The organism is Micromonospora xinjiangensis, assembly GCF_056150165.1.
The window spans coordinates 1,030,566-1,044,862 of the sequence record NZ_JAXCFO010000001.1 but is presented as its reverse complement, the minus strand read 5'-3'; the positions used below and the strand labels follow the sequence as shown (position 1 = coordinate 1,044,862).

Genomic DNA, 14,297 nt, shown 5'->3' with positions numbered 1-14,297 from the left:
CCGAGGAGGGGCGACAGCCGTGCCGGACCCGACGGCGACGCCGCGCAGCGTGGCCGAGGCGGTGGCCGTACAGGAGGAGTTGCGTTCGCGCGTCGACCTGGTCGGGCCGGGCCCCTCCGCGCCCGCGACGGTGGCCGGCCTCGACGTGGCGTACGCCGGGAGCGGCGACCTGCTGGCCGCCGCCGTCACCGTGCTCGACGCCCGGACGCTCGCGGTGGTCGACCGGGCGGTGAGCGTGGGCCGGCCCGCGTTCGCGTACGTCCCGGGGCTGTTCGCGTTCCGGGAGTTGCCCGCGCTGCTCGCCGCGCTGGATCGGCTGACCGTCCGCCCCGAGCTGCTCGTCTGTGACGGGCACGGGCTGGCCCATCCGCGCCGGTTCGGGCTCGCGTGCCACCTCGGCGTCGTCACCGGCCTGCCGGCGATCGGTGTCGGCAAGACGCCGCTCGTGGGTGAGTGGGCGTCGCCGGCCGCGGAGCGGGGTGCCTGGTCGGCGCTGCGGGACGGAGATGAGGTGGTGGGCCGGGTGGTGCGTACCCGCGAGGGAGTGAAGCCGGTCTTCGTCAGCGTCGGCCACCGGATGAGCCTCGACAACGCTGTCGCGCAGGTGCTGGCGCTGACCCCGTGCTACCGGCTGCCGGAGACCACGCGGACGGCCGACCGTCTCTGCCGGGACGCGCTCGCCACCGCCGAGCAGGCATCGGGTCGCCGTCGGGGCGGCGGCTGACCGGCGCCCACCGGCCGCGGCGCACGGCCGCCCGCCCGGCCCCCGGACCCGCCCCGCCGGGGGCGAGCGGTCCGGCCGAGAGCGGTTCGTCGCCCTCGGACGCGCTCGTCGGAAGAGGGTTGACCTGCGGGGAGGAGGGTAATGCGGCGCACATCCGGGGCGCTCTATGACCGGTGGGCCGGGTGGGGCGGTAGTAGCCTGGCCGCCGTACCCCACCCGGGGAGGAACGGCGAGGTGATCATGTCGATACGTCGGCACGCGGCGCGACTCGCGACCGTCTGCGCGCTGCTGGGTGGCCTGGTGCTGCTCGGCGGGTCGCCGGCGTTCGCCGACGACGACTCGGTGCAGGTGCGGTCCGCCGGCAGCTTCGAGGCCGGCGACTCGGCCGAGGGCGTGACCATCTCGGTACGCAAGCGCACCGACGGCTGCGTGATGCTGCGGACCACGCTCGGGTTCCGCCTGGACGGCCTCCGCCCGGAGCAGGTGAACGTCGACGTCAACCACGGTGGGCGCTGGTTCCCGGTGCCTGTCAGCGGTGCCGGCGGCTCGGTCTACACGGCGGCCGTCTCGCCCGCGAAGCCGACCCTCTGCAAGGGCAAGGGCATCACGGTGCGTTACCGGGTGGCGTTCGTCGAGGGTACGCCGGGCGGCCGGCTCGACGTGATCGGCGAGGCCACGAACGCGACCGGGCGGTCGCTCGGGCGGGGCTCCGACTCGGCCCGGCTGGAGGGTGCGCGGGTCACCGCCTCCCCGACCCCGTCGAAGAAGCCGTCGCCGAGCCCGACCCCGGAGCCCACCGAGGCGGCGGGAGCCGGTGCGACGCCGGCGGCGTTGGCCCAGCCGACCGGGGCGCCGGACACCACCGACACCTCCGGGTCCTCGAAGATGTCTCCGGTGATGTTCGTCGGTCTGGCCCTGGTCGCTCTCGGCGCCCTGCTGATCGTCCTGCTGCTGCGCCGGTCCAAGGCGGACAAGGCCTCGGTCGAGGAGCACGCCGTGCCGGTGCTGCCGAGCCCCGGCGGCACCACCTACCGCTCCACCGGGGGCACGGCTCCCACGCCGGGCCGACCCGGCCAGGTGTACGGGGCGCCGCCCGCGCACGGCGGTGTCTACGGCGTGCCGTCGCAGCGCCCGGCGGGCGGGGTGTACGGCGCTCGCCCGACCGCCGGCAAGGACGTGACGCGGCCGTTGCCCGGTGAGTCGGACATGACGCGGCCGTTGCCCGGTGAGTCGGACATGACGCGGCCGTTGCCCGGCGGGCCGGACGCGACCCGGCCACTGCCGGGTGAGCGGAACGCCCAGGTCTCGGCCCCGCCGGCCCGGATCCCGACGCAGCCGGGTGCCGTCCCGCCCGTCGTTCCCGGCTCGACTCCCGCCGCGTCCGGCCCGGAGGGTGACCCGAAGGCGACCGGCGCGGGCGGCGACCACACGGTCTTCATGCCCCGGCTCCCCGGCTGAGCGAGGCGCGGGGGGCGCCCTCCGATACGCTCAGGGTGCGTGACGACCTGCGGCCAAGGAGTGAACTGGTGTCTGATCTGTCCCAGATCGTAAAGGCGTACGACGTCCGCGGGACGGTGCCGGACCAGTGGGACGAGCGGGCCGCGGAGGTGCTCGGTGCCGCGTTCGCCCAACTGCTCAACGCCACCGACGAGCCGGGCGACGCCGTCGTGATCGGGTACGACATGCGAGCCACCTCGCCCGGCCTGGCCGCCGCCTTCGCGAAGGGCGTCCGCGCCGAGGGGCGTTCGGTCATCGAGATCGGTCTCGCCTCGACGGACATGCTCTACTTCGCCGCCGGGTCGCTGGACCTGCCCGGGGCGATGTTCACGGCGAGCCACAACCCGGCGCGCTACAACGGCATCAAGATGTGCCGCTCCGGCGCCCGCCCCATCGGGCAGGAGAGCGGTCTCGCCGAGATCCGCGACCGGGCGCAGGCGTTGCTGGACAAGGACGAGCCCCGGCCGACGGGCGAGCCGACCCGTCCGGTCGAGCGCCGGGACATGCTCGCGGACTACGCCGCGCACCTGCGCAAGCTCGTCGACCTCTCGCACATCCGTCCGCTGCGCGTGGTCGTCGACGCGGGCAACGGCATGGCCGGGCACACCGTGCCGAGCGTGCTCGGCGAAGAGGTGCTGTCGGCACTCCCGCTGGAGATCGTGCCGCTCTACTTCGAACTCGACGGCACCTTCCCCAACCACGAGGCCAACCCCCTCGACCCGGCGAACCTGGTCGACCTCCAGCGGGCCGTCGTCGCGCACGGCGCGGACATCGGGCTGGCCTTCGACGGCGACGCCGACCGCTGCTTCGTGGTGGACGAGCGGGGCGAGCCGGTCTCGCCGTCGGCGATCACCGCGATGGTCGCCGCGCGGGAGCTGGCCAAGCACCCGGGCAGCACGGTCATCCACGGCCTGATCTGTTCGCGTGCCGTGCCGGAGATCGTTCGCGAACACGGCGGCGAGCCCGTGGTGGCCCGGGTGGGGCACTCCTTCATCAAGGCGGAGATGGCCCGCACCAACGCGGTCTTCGGCGGCGAGCACTCCGCGCACTACTACTTCCGCGACTTCTGGTTCGCCGACACCGGCATGCTCGCCGCCATGCACACCCTGGCCGCGCTCGGCGAGCAGTCGCTGCCGCTGTCGGTGCTCGCTGGGGAGTACGAGCGGTACGTCGCGAGCGGTGAGATCAACTCCACCGTGGCCGACCAGGCGGCGACGATGCGCGAGGTACGCGAGGCGTACCCGGACGCGGAGGCCGACGAGATGGACGGCCTCACGCTGCGCTTCCCCGACGGTGCCTGGTTCAACCTGCGCGCCTCCAACACCGAGCCCCTGCTGCGGTTGAACGTCGAGGCGCCCACCCGGGACCGGATGACCTCCCTCCGTGACGAGGTGCTCGACCGGGTTCGCCGATAAGATCGCCTGCGCCGCCCGGCACCGCCGGCGGTGAAGCCGCACACGTGGAAGGAGCCGCGCCGTGGCCCTGGATCCGCAGTTGCTCGAGATACTCGCCTGCCCGGACACGCATCACGCACCGCTCGACTACGACGCGCAGGGGCAGACGTTGACCTGCACCGAGTGCGGCCGGATCTTCGAGGTCCGCGACGACGTGCCGGTGCTGCTGCTCGACGAGGCGCGCGGCGGTCCGGGGCAGCAGCCGTGATCGACGGTACGGCCGGGGTCAGCGGGCACCGGGAGGCCGACGAGGCGCTCCTGGACGACGCCGGCGGGCTCGCCGAGCGCGACCCGGGCGGCATGCTGCGACACACCGCCTCCGCGGGCGCGCAGGTCCGCGAGTCGGCCGCGCTGGCGGCCGAGGCGAACCTGTCCCTGCTCGCCGACGAGGGACGGCCGCGCGCCGTGGTCATCGCCGGTATCGGCACCGCCGGCCGGACCGGGGACGTGCTCGCCACGGTCGCCGGCCCGCGCTGCCCGGTGCCGGTGATCCCGCACCGGAGCGCCGGCGTGCCCGGCTGGGTGGGCGCCGCCGACGTCGTCATCGCGGTGAGCGCGTCCGGCCGCAGCCCCGAGGCGCTCGGCGCCGCCGAGGCCGCGCACCGCCGGGGCGCCCGGCTCGTCGCGGTCGGCGCACCCGACTCCCAGCTCCAGTCGGTCGCCGAGCGGGCGCGCGCGCCGTTCATCCCGGTGCCCCGGCGCGCCCCGGCCCGGGCCAGCCTCTGGGCGCTCACCGTCCCCGTGCTGCTCGCCGCCCGTACGCTCGGGCTCGTCAAGGTCAACGAGGCGGACCTGGCCGAGACCGCGGCCCGGCTCGACGCGGACGCCGACCGGTGCCGACCCACCGCCGAGTCCTTCGTCAACCCGGCGAAGTCCCTGGCCCTGGGGCTGGCCGGGTCGATCCCGATCGTCTGGGGCTCGTCGCCGCTCGCCACCGTCGCGGCCCGCCGGTTCGGTGACACCCTCTCGGCGAACGCGCGCTACCCGGTGGTGACCGGTGCGCTCGGCGAGGCCGGGCGGGGCCGCGTCGGGCTGCTGGACGGCGTCTTCGGCGGCCTGGCCGAGGGGGAGCGGGACATCTTCGCCGACCCTGACGAGACCGACGGGGAGGGGACGCGGCTGCGCCTGGTGCTGCTGCGCGACGGCGGGCTCAACGCCGAGGACGACGCGGACGAGCCGCTCGCCGTCGAGGAGCGCCGCGCCGAGGCGGTGCAGACACTGGCCGAGCGGCGGGGCGTGCGCTGCGACGTGGTGACCGCCGAGGGCGGCTCCGCGCTGGAGCGGCTCGCCTCGCTGACGGCGGTGCCGGACTTCGCCTCGATCTACCTCGCCCTGGCGCACGGGCTGGACCCGATGGCGGTACCGGCCATCACGGAGATGAAGGAGCTGTCGAACCAGTGATCGGACGTTGTGGGCGGCGTGGGACCCGGGCGTCGGCCCGGGTCGCGCGGCCCGGGGGAGCGGTGAAGTGAGCACCGAAGGCGGGACCAGGGCGATCGTCGCCGCGCTGCTGGCGAACATCGGCATCGCCATCACGAAGTTCGTGGCGTTCCTGCTCACCAACTCCTCGTCGATGCTGGCCGAGGCGATCCACTCCGTCGCGGACTCGGGCAACCAGGGTCTGCTGCTGCTCGGCGGGCGCCGGGCCAAGCGGGAGGCCACGCCGCAGCACCCGTTCGGCTACGGTCGGGAGCGCTACATCTACGCGTTCATCGTCGCCATCGTGCTGTTCAGCGTCGGTGGGCTGTTCGCGCTCTACGAGGCCTACCACAAGTGGTCGGACCCGCACCCGATCGAGAGCTGGCACTGGGTGCCGGTGGGTGTGCTGGTCGCGGCCATCGTGATGGAGTCGTTCTCGTTCCGGACGGCCATCAAGGAGTCCAACCCGCTGCGGGGCAAGCAGTCCTGGGTGAAGTTCATCCGCCGGGCGAAGGCCCCGGAGTTGCCGGTCGTGCTGCTGGAGGACTTCGGCGCGCTGGTCGGCCTGATCTTCGCGCTCTTCGGCGTCAGCATGACGCTGGTGACGCACAACGGCCGGTGGGACGCGTTGGGCACCGCGATGATCGGTCTCCTGCTGGTGACCATCGCCATCGTGCTCGCCATCGAGACGAAGAGTCTGCTGCTCGGTGAGGGCGCGGAGTCGCACGACCTGGCCGCCATCGAGCGGGCCGTGACGGCCGGCCCGGAGGTCGAGCGGATCATCCACATGAAGACGCTCTACCTCGGCCCGGAGGAGCTGATGGTGGCCGCGAAGGTGGGTGTGTCGGCGTGCGAGACCGCCGAGGAGGTGGCCCGGGGCATCAACGCCGTCGAGGCGCGCATCCGCGCCGCCGTGCCGATCGCCCGGGTCATCTACCTGGAGCCGGACATCTACAGCGCCTCCGCCGCGCGCGCGGGCACCGGATCCGCGTCGCACACCGCCGCGCCGGCTCGCGAGGACACGACCGACGACGCGGCCCAGCGGCCGGGGAGCTGACACGTGGAGCTGTTGTACGGCCCGATCCGCGACTACGCCTGGGGATCCCGCACGGCCATCGCGTCCCTGCAGGGGCGTCCGGTGCCGAGCGACGGCCCCGAGGCGGAGCTGTGGCTCGGCGCCCACCCGGGTGCCCCGGCTGCCGTCGAGCGTGACGGCAGCCGGGTCAGCCTGCTGGACGTCCTCACGGCCGAACCGGAGCGGTGGCTGGGCCGGGACGTCGCCAACCGGTTCGGTGCGCGGTTGCCGTTCCTGCTCAAGGTGCTCGCCGCCGACGCGCCGCTGAGCCTCCAGGCCCATCCCGACGCCGGGCAGGCGCGGGCCGGGCACGCGGCGGATCTGGCGCGCCCGGCGGGGGAGCGCAACTACGTCGACCCGTACCACAAGCCGGAACTCCTGGTGGCGCTCTCGCCGTTCCAGGCGCTCTGCGGGTTTCGCGATCCCGCGGACTCGGCTCGGGCGCTCGCCGCGTTCGGCGTACCGGAGGTGGAGCCGGTCGTGGCGGCGCTGCGGACCGGTCTGCCGGGTCTGCGTACGGCCGTCCGCACGCTGCTGACCTGGCCGCAGGAGGAGCGGGCGGGGCTGGTGGCGGCGGTGGTGGCCGCCCCGGCGGAGGGGCCGGACGCGGAGCTGGCCCGGGCGCTGGCCGCCAAGTACCCCGCCGATCCGGGGGTGCTGGTCGCGCTGCTGCTCAACCACGTCGAGCTGGCGCCCGGTGAGGCGATCTGGATGCCGGCCGGCAACCTGCACGCCTACCTGCACGGCTGCGGTGTCGAGATCATGGCGGCCAGTGACAACGTCCTGCGCGGCGGGCTCACCCCGAAGCGGGTGGACGTGGACGAGTTGCTGCGGGTGTTGCGGTTCGAGGTGCTGGAGAAGCCGGTGCTCTCGGCACAGCCCGAAGGGCCGGGGCTGGACTCCTGGCCGGTGCCGGTGGACGACTTCGTGCTGCACCGGGCGACGGTCGGCGGCGAGGCGTCGGAGGTGGACCTGCCGGTCGTCGGTCCGCGCGTCGTGCTCTGCGTGAACGGCACGGTCACGGTCGACGACGGGACCGGCGTGCTGACGTTGTCGCGGGGCCAGGCGGCGGTGGGCAGCGCGGAGGCGGGGCCGCTGAAGATCAGCGGGGCTGGCGAGGCGTACGTGGCCTCGTGCGGCGTGCGCTGAACCGGCCGACGTGGGGCGGGCGACTGGTCGTCGAGGATCGGCGCTCAAGCGCAAGTCCGACTTTCCCGAAATAGCTTGACGCAGGCCTAGCGCAGTGTGACTCTATGGGTACGCAGCGTTATCGCGACGACGGTCCGAGAACGCGCGGGGAACCAAACCGGGGGGATGCACGGGGCGGCCGGCTGGTGGACGGAGAGTCCGTTCACGACCGACCGCCCCGTGCGCTGTCCACGGTCGCCGACGCCGGCCGCCCCCGACGCGCGTCCGTCGGCGCGCGTAAGGTGGAGGGTCGCGCAGCACATCGTCCGACAGGAGCTTCCATGACCAGCACCCTCCCGGCGGCCAGCGGCACGCCGTCCGAGGCCCGGCCGAGCAGCGTCGCCGACGGCGACTACAAGGTGGCGGATCTGTCGCTCGCCGAGTTCGGGCGCAAGGAGATCCGGCTCGCCGAGCACGAGATGCCCGGCCTGATGGCGATCCGCCGCGAGTTCGCCGACGCGCAGCCGCTGGCCGGCGCGCGGGTCACCGGGTCGCTGCACATGACCATCCAGACCGCGGTCCTGATCGAGACCCTGGTCGCGCTCGGCGCGCAGGTCCGCTGGGCGTCCTGCAACATCTTCTCCACCCAGGACCACGCCGCCGCCGCGATCGTGGTCGGGCCGAACGGCACCCCCGACGCGCCCGCCGGCGTCCCGGTCTACGCCTGGAAGGGCGAGACGCTGGAGGAGTACTGGTGGTGCACCGAGCAGGTGCTCACCTGGCCGGACGGGCAGGGCCCGAACATGATCCTCGACGACGGCGGTGACGCCACCCTGCTCGTGCACAAGGGCGCCGAGTTCGAGAAGGCCGGCGCCGTGCCGCCGGTCGAGTCCGCCGACTCCGAGGAGTACGCGGTCATCCTCAAGCTGCTGCACCGCTCCCTCGCCGAGGACGGCCAGCGCTGGACCCGGATCGCGGCCGGCATCAAGGGCGTCACCGAGGAGACCACGACCGGCGTGCACCGGCTCTACGAGATGCAGCGCGACGGCACGCTGCTCTTCCCGGCCATCAACGTGAACGACTCGGTGACCAAGAGCAAGTTCGACAACAAGTACGGCTGCCGACACTCGCTCATCGACGGCATCAACCGGGCCACCGACGTGCTGATCGGCGGCAAGATGGCGGTCGTCATGGGCTACGGCGACGTGGGCAAGGGCTGCGCGGAGTCGCTGCGGGGCCAGGGCGCCCGGGTCGTGGTGACCGAGGTCGACCCGATCTGCGCGCTCCAGGCGGCGATGGACGGTTACCAGGTGGCCACGCTGGACGACGTGGTGGAGCAGGCCGACATCTTCGTGACGGCCACCGGGTGCTTCAACGTCATCACCCACGAGCACATGGCCCGGATGAAGCACCAGGCCATCGTGGGCAACATCGGCCACTTCGACAACGAGATCGACATGGCCGGCCTGGCCAAGCGCCCCGACGTCACCCGGGAGAACATCAAGCCGCAGGTCGACCTCTGGCGCTTCGACGACGGCCACGCGATCATCGTGCTCTCCGAGGGGCGCCTGCTGAATCTCGGCAACGCGACCGGTCACCCGAGCTTCGTGATGTCGAACTCGTTCTCCAACCAGACGATCGCGCAGATCGAGCTGTTCACGAAGACCGAGGAGTACCCGATCGGCGTCTACGTGCTGCCGAAGCACCTCGACGAGAAGGTCGCCCGCCTGCACCTGGACGCCCTTGGCGCCAAGCTGAGCACCCTCACCAAGGAGCAGGCCGCCTACCTCGGCGTGCCGGTCGAGGGCCCGTTCAAGCCCGAGCACTACCGCTACTGACCCGAGAGTCACCCGCACCGGGCCGGCCGCGCACGCGGCCGGCCCGGTGCGCGTCTACGGCCTCCGTGCGCGGAGAGCGGTCCCGCCGGGGCGGACCGGCCGACCGGCAGGCCAGCGTCCACCCGCGTGGTCGGGGCCCGGTCGGCCCGGGGTCGCGGCGCGCGAGTCCGGAGTCGGGGTGCGGGGTCAGTCCGGGCCGCGGCGGCGGGGGCGCACCCAGGTCCAGACGCACCAGGCGAGCCAGGCCAGCGAAACCGCCGTCGCGAGCGGCCGCAGGCGCAGCGCGCTCAGCAGGACGACCACGGCCAGCACCGCGAGCCAGGGGCCGAAGCCCCTCACCGTCGCGGCCCGACCGTCGGGGCGCCGGCGGGCGCGATGAGGCGGGTGGAGACGTCGTCAGGCACGGTCGTCCTGTCTGCGCGTAGGGACGTGCCGGAATCCTGCCACAGCCGCCGTGCGGTGGGGTGTCCGGTCAGCCGCCGGGCTGCGGCGGCGCCGGAGGCCGGGGCGTCTGTGCGGGCGGGCCGGGCGGCGCCGGAGGCCGGGGCGTCTGTGCGGGCGGGCCGGGCGGCGCCGCTGGCCGGGGCACCGGCGCGACCGTCTCGGGCACGGCCGGCCGGATGGACCTGGTCCGCGGCGCGGGCACCAGCTCCGGCCAGAGCGCCGCGGTGGCCGCCCGCGACCGTTGCAGCCGGTGCACGGCCCGGCGGTGCCGTTCGCCGAGCACGGCCGCCAGGTAGACGGTCTCCGGCGCGGCCAGCGGCGGGGGCGGTGTGGTCACGGCCGCCACCTCCGCCCAGAGCCCACGGGCCAGTCGGGTGCGGTCCGGCTCCACGAGCTGGTGCACCCGCGCGAGGTAGTGCCGCGCGGCCAACGCCAGGTCGTCGTCGAGCCGGCTCAGGTCCACCGTGTACGCCCAGTTCACCAGCGGCGGCACGGCGGTCGGGACCGGCCGCCAGACGGCGGCGGTACGGGTGTGCACCACCAGCGTGCCGGCCACCAGGTCGCCGAGGCGGCGGCCACGACGGTCGGTGAGCATCACGGTGACGCCGGCCACCCAGCTGACCAGCGGCAGGATGAGGCCGGGCCACTCCACGGCGACGCCCACGAGCGCCCGGGTGAGCGACTGCCGCAGCCCGACGCGACTGCCGTCCGCGCTGATCACCCGCAGGCCGACGGCGAGCTTGCCCACCGTCCGGCCGTTGTTGAGCCGCTCCATGAGCACCGGGTAGCCGACCAGCACCAGGACCATCGAGAGGGTGCCGGTGGCGCTGTTCAGCGCGGCGTCGACCAGCTCGAACGGCAGCGCGGCGAAGAGGAGCGCCATCAACACGGCCAGCACCAGCGCGGCCGCCAGCTGGACCAGCACGTCGAGCAGGAGGGCGAGCACCCGGGAGCCGAGCCGGGCCACCCGGACGTCCAGCTCCACGGCCTCACCGCTGATCAGCCCGGCGTCGTTCCAGCGGAGGGCGCCCGGACGGGCGGGCGTCGGCGACGACGGTTGCACGCTCACCCCGACAGTGAACACTATGATCGCCGGACGGGGGTGAGCGTGGATCTCGACGCGTACGTCATGGAGCACGGTGGTCAGTGGCGGCGCCTCGACGAGCTGTGCGGGCGTCGCCATCTCGACGCCGCCGAGGTGGACGAGCTGCTCGCCCTCTACCAGCGGACGGCCACGCAGCTCTCCGTGCTGCGCAGTCGCGCACCCGATCCCGCGCTGGTCAGCCAGCTCTCCCAGTTGGTGCTGCGCGCCCGGACGCGGATCACGGGCCGCCCCCACCCGTCGCTGCGCGCCGTCACGCACTTTCTGGTCGCCGGTTTCCCGGGAGCGGTCTACCGGGCCTGGCCGTGGTGGTGCGCTGTGGCGACGGGCTTCAGCGCGCTCACCTTCTTCCTGATCTGGTTCGTCGGCGGCAATCCGGACAGCGCCGCGGCGCTGATCGGCGACGAGGCGGCGGCCGAGCTGGTGGAGTCGGGCTTCGCCGGCTACTACACCGAGTTCTCCGCGCCGACCTTCGCCTTCCACCTCTGGACGCACAACGCCTGGATCGCCGCGCAGTGCCTGGCGTCCGGGGTGCTCGTCGTGCCGGTGTTCTACCTGCTCTGGCAGAACGCGCTCAACATCGGCGTGGTGGGCGGCGTCATGGTCTCCTACGGCCGTGAGGAGGTCTTCTTCGGCCTCATCACCCCGCACGGCCTGCTGGAGCTGACGGGGGTGTTCGTGGCCGCCGGGGTCGGGCTGCGGACCGGCTGGGCCTGGATCTCGCCTCCGGCGGACCTGACCCGAGGGCAGGCGGTGGCGCGCGCCGGGCGGGCGGCGATCCTGGTCGCGGTCGGGCTCGTCGGGGTGTTCGCGGTGTCCGCGCTCGTCGAGGCGTTCGTCACCCCGGCGCCGGTGCCGGTCCCGCTCCGCGTCGGCCTCGGCGCCGCCGTGTGGCTCGCCTTCCTCGCGTACGTCCTCATCCTCGGCCACCGGGCCGTCCACCCGCCGACCGACGGCGCTTCCCCCGATGAGCGCGGCTCGGTGGGTGCGGAACCGCGCGAAGGCGCGCGATGAACGGCGTGCCGACGCGGACGTCCTCGCCTGGCGCGGGCGCGCGGCACCGGTGACCGTCGGCGCCGAACGCCACGCTGCATCACATCACGGACGGTCACCATCCTCGCGGGATCGACGAGCCCCCTTCCGGCGCTTTGCTCTGCACCCGCATATGCGCCATCGTCTGGACCTGCGCAGACGCGTGCGAGGTGCCGGCGTTCGTGGTGAGGAGCCGTGACGCGGCGTCACCGGTGCACATTCGGGTGCAGAGCAAAGGGGGTGGTGCGGGTGGGTGGGACGCGACGGTCGGTCACGCATCGTCATCCAGCGGCCACGGGAGTCGGCTAGAGCTGCGCCTGGGACTTCAGGCGCAGGTAGGCGTCCGCGAGAGAGGTCGCCAGCGCACCGGCGGGGGCGTCCACCACGGTGACCCCGTAGCGGGTCAGCGCCGCCCGCACCCGGTCCCGCTCGGCCAACGCCCGCCAGCCGGCCGCCGCCGCGTAGGCGTCGGCCGCCCGCGTCGGCGTGCCGGTGACCATCGCCGTCAGCACCGGATCGTGGGTCGCGGCGATCACCACCCGATGCCGGGCGGCCAGCCGGGGCAGCACGGGCAGCAGACCCTCGCCGAGGGCGCCCGGCTCCAGCGCGGTGAAGAGCACCACGAGGCTGCGTTGGCGCCGCCGACGCAGGATCTCGCCGGCGATCAACTCGAAGTCCGTCTCCACGAGGGCCGGTTGCAGTGGGGCGAGGGCGTGCACCAGCCGGGGGAGCAGCGCCGGCCGACCGCTACCGGTGACCGTGGCGCGGATCGCGTTGTCGGCCGCGAGCAGGTCGACCCGGTCGCCGGCCCGCGCGGCCAGCGCGGTCAGCAGCAGCGCGGCGTCGATCGCCGTGTCGAGGCGGGGCTCGTCGCCGATCCGTACGGCCGAGGTGCGGCCGGTGTCGAGCACACAGACGAGCCGCCTGTCGCGTTCGGGCCGCCAGGTGCGCACCAGCACGTCCGCCTGCCGGGCGCTCGCACGCCAGTCGATCGACCGCACGTCGTCGCCCACCACGTACTCGCGCAGCGTGTCGAACTCGGTGCCGTGGCCGCGCCCCCGGGTGACCTGCGTACCGTCGATCACCCGCAGCCGGGCCAGCTTCTCCGGCAGGTGCCGCCGGGAGTCGAAGCGGGGCAGCACCCGCAGCGTCCACGGTGGCGTGGCCGGCCGGCCCGCGCGCTGCCGGAACGCGAGCCGCAGCGGCCCGTAGGAGCGGACGGTCACCGCCACCGCCGGCCGGTCGCCGCGCCGGGTCGGCGTCAGCCGGGTGGGCAGCACCAGCGTGTCGCCGGGCGCCACCGTGACCGTCTGCCGCGGGGGCACGTCGGGGTGGGCTCCCGCCGAGGGCACCCAGGCGTCGCGGACCTGCGCGCGCAGCGTACGCCCGGAGGTGTTGCCGAGCCGCAGCACGACGGTGGCGGTGCCGCCCAGCCGTACCGCCCGGTCGCCCTCCCGTTCGGCGCTGAGCGCGGCGGGCGGGACGGCCAGCAGCCGGTCGACGAGGACCAGCAGCAGCACCGCGCCGGTCATCACCAGCACGCCGGCGAACGGCGACGGCCAGAACGGCAGGGTCAGCGCCCCCGCCGCCAGCAGCAGCGCCGCCCGCCAGGTCATCGCGGCGTCGGCACGGTGGCGAGCACCGTGTCCAGCACCGAGTCCACCCCGACGCCCTCCAACTCGACCTCCGGCCGCAGCCGCAACCGGTGACGCAGCGTCGGCCGGGCCACCGCCTTCACGTCGTCCGGCACCACGTGGTCGCGCCCCGCCAGCCAGGCCCAGGCCTTCGCGGTGCCGAGCAGCGCGGTCGCGCCGCGCGGCGAGGCGCCCAGCTCCAGGGCCGGGGTCGCGCGCGTCGCGCGGCAGAGGTCGACGAGGTAGCCCAGGAGCGGCTCGGCCACGTGCACCCGGCCGACCGCGGACCGGGCGGCGGCCAGATCCGCGGCGGTGGCCACCGGCCGTACGCCGGCCGCCGCCAGGTCACGCGGGTCGAAGCCGGCGTGGTGCGCCCGGAGCACGCCCAGCTCCTCCTCCCGGCTGGGCAGCGGCACGGTGAGCTTCAGCAGGAAGCGGTCCAGCTGCGCCTCGGGCAGCGGATAGGTGCCCTCGTACTCGACCGGGTTCTGCGTCGCGGCCACGATGAACAGGTCGGGCAGCGGACGCCGGGCGCCCTCCACCGACACCTGCCGCTCCTCCATGACCTCCAGCAACGCAGACTGGGTCTTCGGCGGCGTCCGGTTGATCTCGTCGGCGAGCAGGAGGTTGGTGAAGACCGGACCCTCGCGGAAGGTGAACGCGGCGGTGTGCGGGTCGAAGATCAGCGAACCGGTGACGTCGCCGGGCATCAGGTCGGGGGTGAACTGCACCCGCTTGGAGTCGAGGTCCAGCGCGGTGGCGACGGTGCGGATCAGCAGTGTCTTCGCCACGCCGGGCACGCCCTCGAGTAGCACGTGCCCCCGGCAGAGCAGGGCGATCACCAGGCCGGTGACCACGGCGTCCTGGCCGACGACCGCCTTACCGACCTCGGTCCGCAGCCGGTGCAGGGCGGCGCGCGCGTCGTCGGGGCCGATGGTCGGCGGCTCGGC

General features: G+C 74.2%; 13 protein-coding genes. 9 read left to right on the top strand and 4 right to left on the bottom strand.

Annotated elements, in window-relative coordinates; translation table 11 throughout:
* Positions 1-19: 19 nt before the first annotated feature.
* The 8 genes from nfi to ahcY all read left to right on the top strand — a co-directional run bounded on the left by nfi (position 20) and on the right by ahcY (position 9,135).
* On the top strand, positions 20-724 hold the full coding sequence (gene nfi, locus SM573_RS05005) for a deoxyribonuclease V (protein ID WP_474611832.1): 705 nt from the start codon (positions 20-22) through the stop codon (positions 722-724).
* 240 nt (positions 725-964) lie between these two features.
* Positions 965-2,182: a hypothetical protein gene (locus SM573_RS05000; RefSeq protein ID WP_474615576.1), complete on the top strand. Its 1,218-nt coding sequence runs from the start codon at positions 965-967 to the stop codon at positions 2,180-2,182.
* A 68-nt stretch (positions 2,183-2,250) separates the two neighbouring features.
* Positions 2,251-3,636: a phosphomannomutase/phosphoglucomutase gene (locus SM573_RS04995; RefSeq protein WP_474615575.1), complete on the top strand. Its 1,386-nt coding sequence runs from the start codon at positions 2,251-2,253 to the stop codon at positions 3,634-3,636.
* Between the two features lie 61 nt (positions 3,637-3,697).
* Positions 3,698-3,883 (top strand): Trm112 family protein, encoded by a 186-nt coding sequence (locus tag SM573_RS04990; protein ID WP_474611835.1) that lies wholly within the window; start codon positions 3,698-3,700, stop codon positions 3,881-3,883.
* Positions 3,880-5,076, top strand: coding sequence for an SIS domain-containing protein (locus SM573_RS04985; RefSeq protein ID WP_474611836.1), 1,197 nt, complete (start codon positions 3,880-3,882; stop codon positions 5,074-5,076). Before SM573_RS04990 ends, SM573_RS04985 begins: the two co-directional genes overlap by 4 nt.
* Positions 5,077-5,143: 67 nt before the next feature.
* Positions 5,144-6,151, top strand: a complete 1,008-nt coding sequence (locus SM573_RS04980) for a cation diffusion facilitator family transporter (protein ID WP_474611837.1) — start codon at positions 5,144-5,146, stop codon at positions 6,149-6,151.
* 3 nt (positions 6,152-6,154) lie between these two features.
* Positions 6,155-7,318 (top strand): mannose-6-phosphate isomerase, class I, encoded by a 1,164-nt coding sequence (manA, locus tag SM573_RS04975; RefSeq protein WP_474611838.1) that lies wholly within the window; start codon positions 6,155-6,157, stop codon positions 7,316-7,318.
* Positions 7,319-7,638: 320 nt separating this feature from the next.
* A complete protein-coding gene (gene ahcY / locus SM573_RS04970; protein ID WP_474611839.1) occupies positions 7,639-9,135 on the top strand; it encodes an adenosylhomocysteinase in 1,497 nt (498 codons plus the stop codon).
* A gap of 186 nt (positions 9,136-9,321) precedes the next feature.
* On the opposite strand, the gene SM573_RS04965 is transcribed toward ahcY, so the two are convergent.
* Together SM573_RS04965 and SM573_RS04960 are read right to left on the bottom strand one after the other, a co-directional pair.
* Positions 9,322-9,474 carry a hypothetical protein gene (locus SM573_RS04965; protein WP_474611840.1) on the bottom strand — a complete coding sequence of 51 codons (153 nt, stop codon included), beginning with the start codon at positions 9,472-9,474 and terminating at the stop codon, positions 9,322-9,324.
* Positions 9,475-9,607: 133 nt separating this feature from the next.
* Positions 9,608-10,648 carry an RDD family protein gene (locus SM573_RS04960; protein ID WP_474615574.1) on the bottom strand — a complete coding sequence of 347 codons (1,041 nt, stop codon included), beginning with the start codon at positions 10,646-10,648 and terminating at the stop codon, positions 9,608-9,610.
* A 33-nt stretch (positions 10,649-10,681) separates the two neighbouring features.
* Between SM573_RS04960 and SM573_RS04955 the strand changes: the two genes are divergently transcribed.
* Complete coding sequence (locus SM573_RS04955; RefSeq protein WP_474611842.1) at positions 10,682-11,695, top strand: stage II sporulation protein M; 1,014 nt, start codon at positions 10,682-10,684, stop codon at positions 11,693-11,695.
* Between the two features lie 323 nt (positions 11,696-12,018).
* Here SM573_RS04955 and SM573_RS04950 read toward each other — a convergent pair whose 3' ends face one another.
* Positions 12,019-13,329 carry a DUF58 domain-containing protein gene (locus SM573_RS04950; protein ID WP_474615573.1) on the bottom strand — a complete coding sequence of 437 codons (1,311 nt, stop codon included), beginning with the start codon at positions 13,327-13,329 and terminating at the stop codon, positions 12,019-12,021.
* Positions 13,326-14,282 carry an AAA family ATPase gene (locus tag SM573_RS04945; RefSeq protein ID WP_474615736.1) on the bottom strand — a complete coding sequence of 319 codons (957 nt, stop codon included), beginning with the start codon at positions 14,280-14,282 and terminating at the stop codon, positions 13,326-13,328. Before SM573_RS04945 ends, SM573_RS04950 begins: the two co-directional genes overlap by 4 nt.
* Positions 14,283-14,297: the final 15 nt, after the last annotated feature.

Excerpts from the sequence above, each read along its gene's own strand:
- SM573_RS04950 (WP_474615573.1), bottom strand. The coding sequence starts at position 13,329 with ATGACCTGGCGGGCGGCGCTGCTGCTGGCGGCGGGGGCGCTGACCCTG.
- ahcY (WP_474611839.1), top strand. The coding sequence starts at position 7,639 with ATGACCAGCACCCTCCCGGCGGCCAGCGGCACGCCGTCCGAGGCCCGG.
- SM573_RS05000 (WP_474615576.1), top strand. The coding sequence starts at position 965 with ATGTCGATACGTCGGCACGCGGCGCGACTCGCGACCGTCTGCGCGCTG.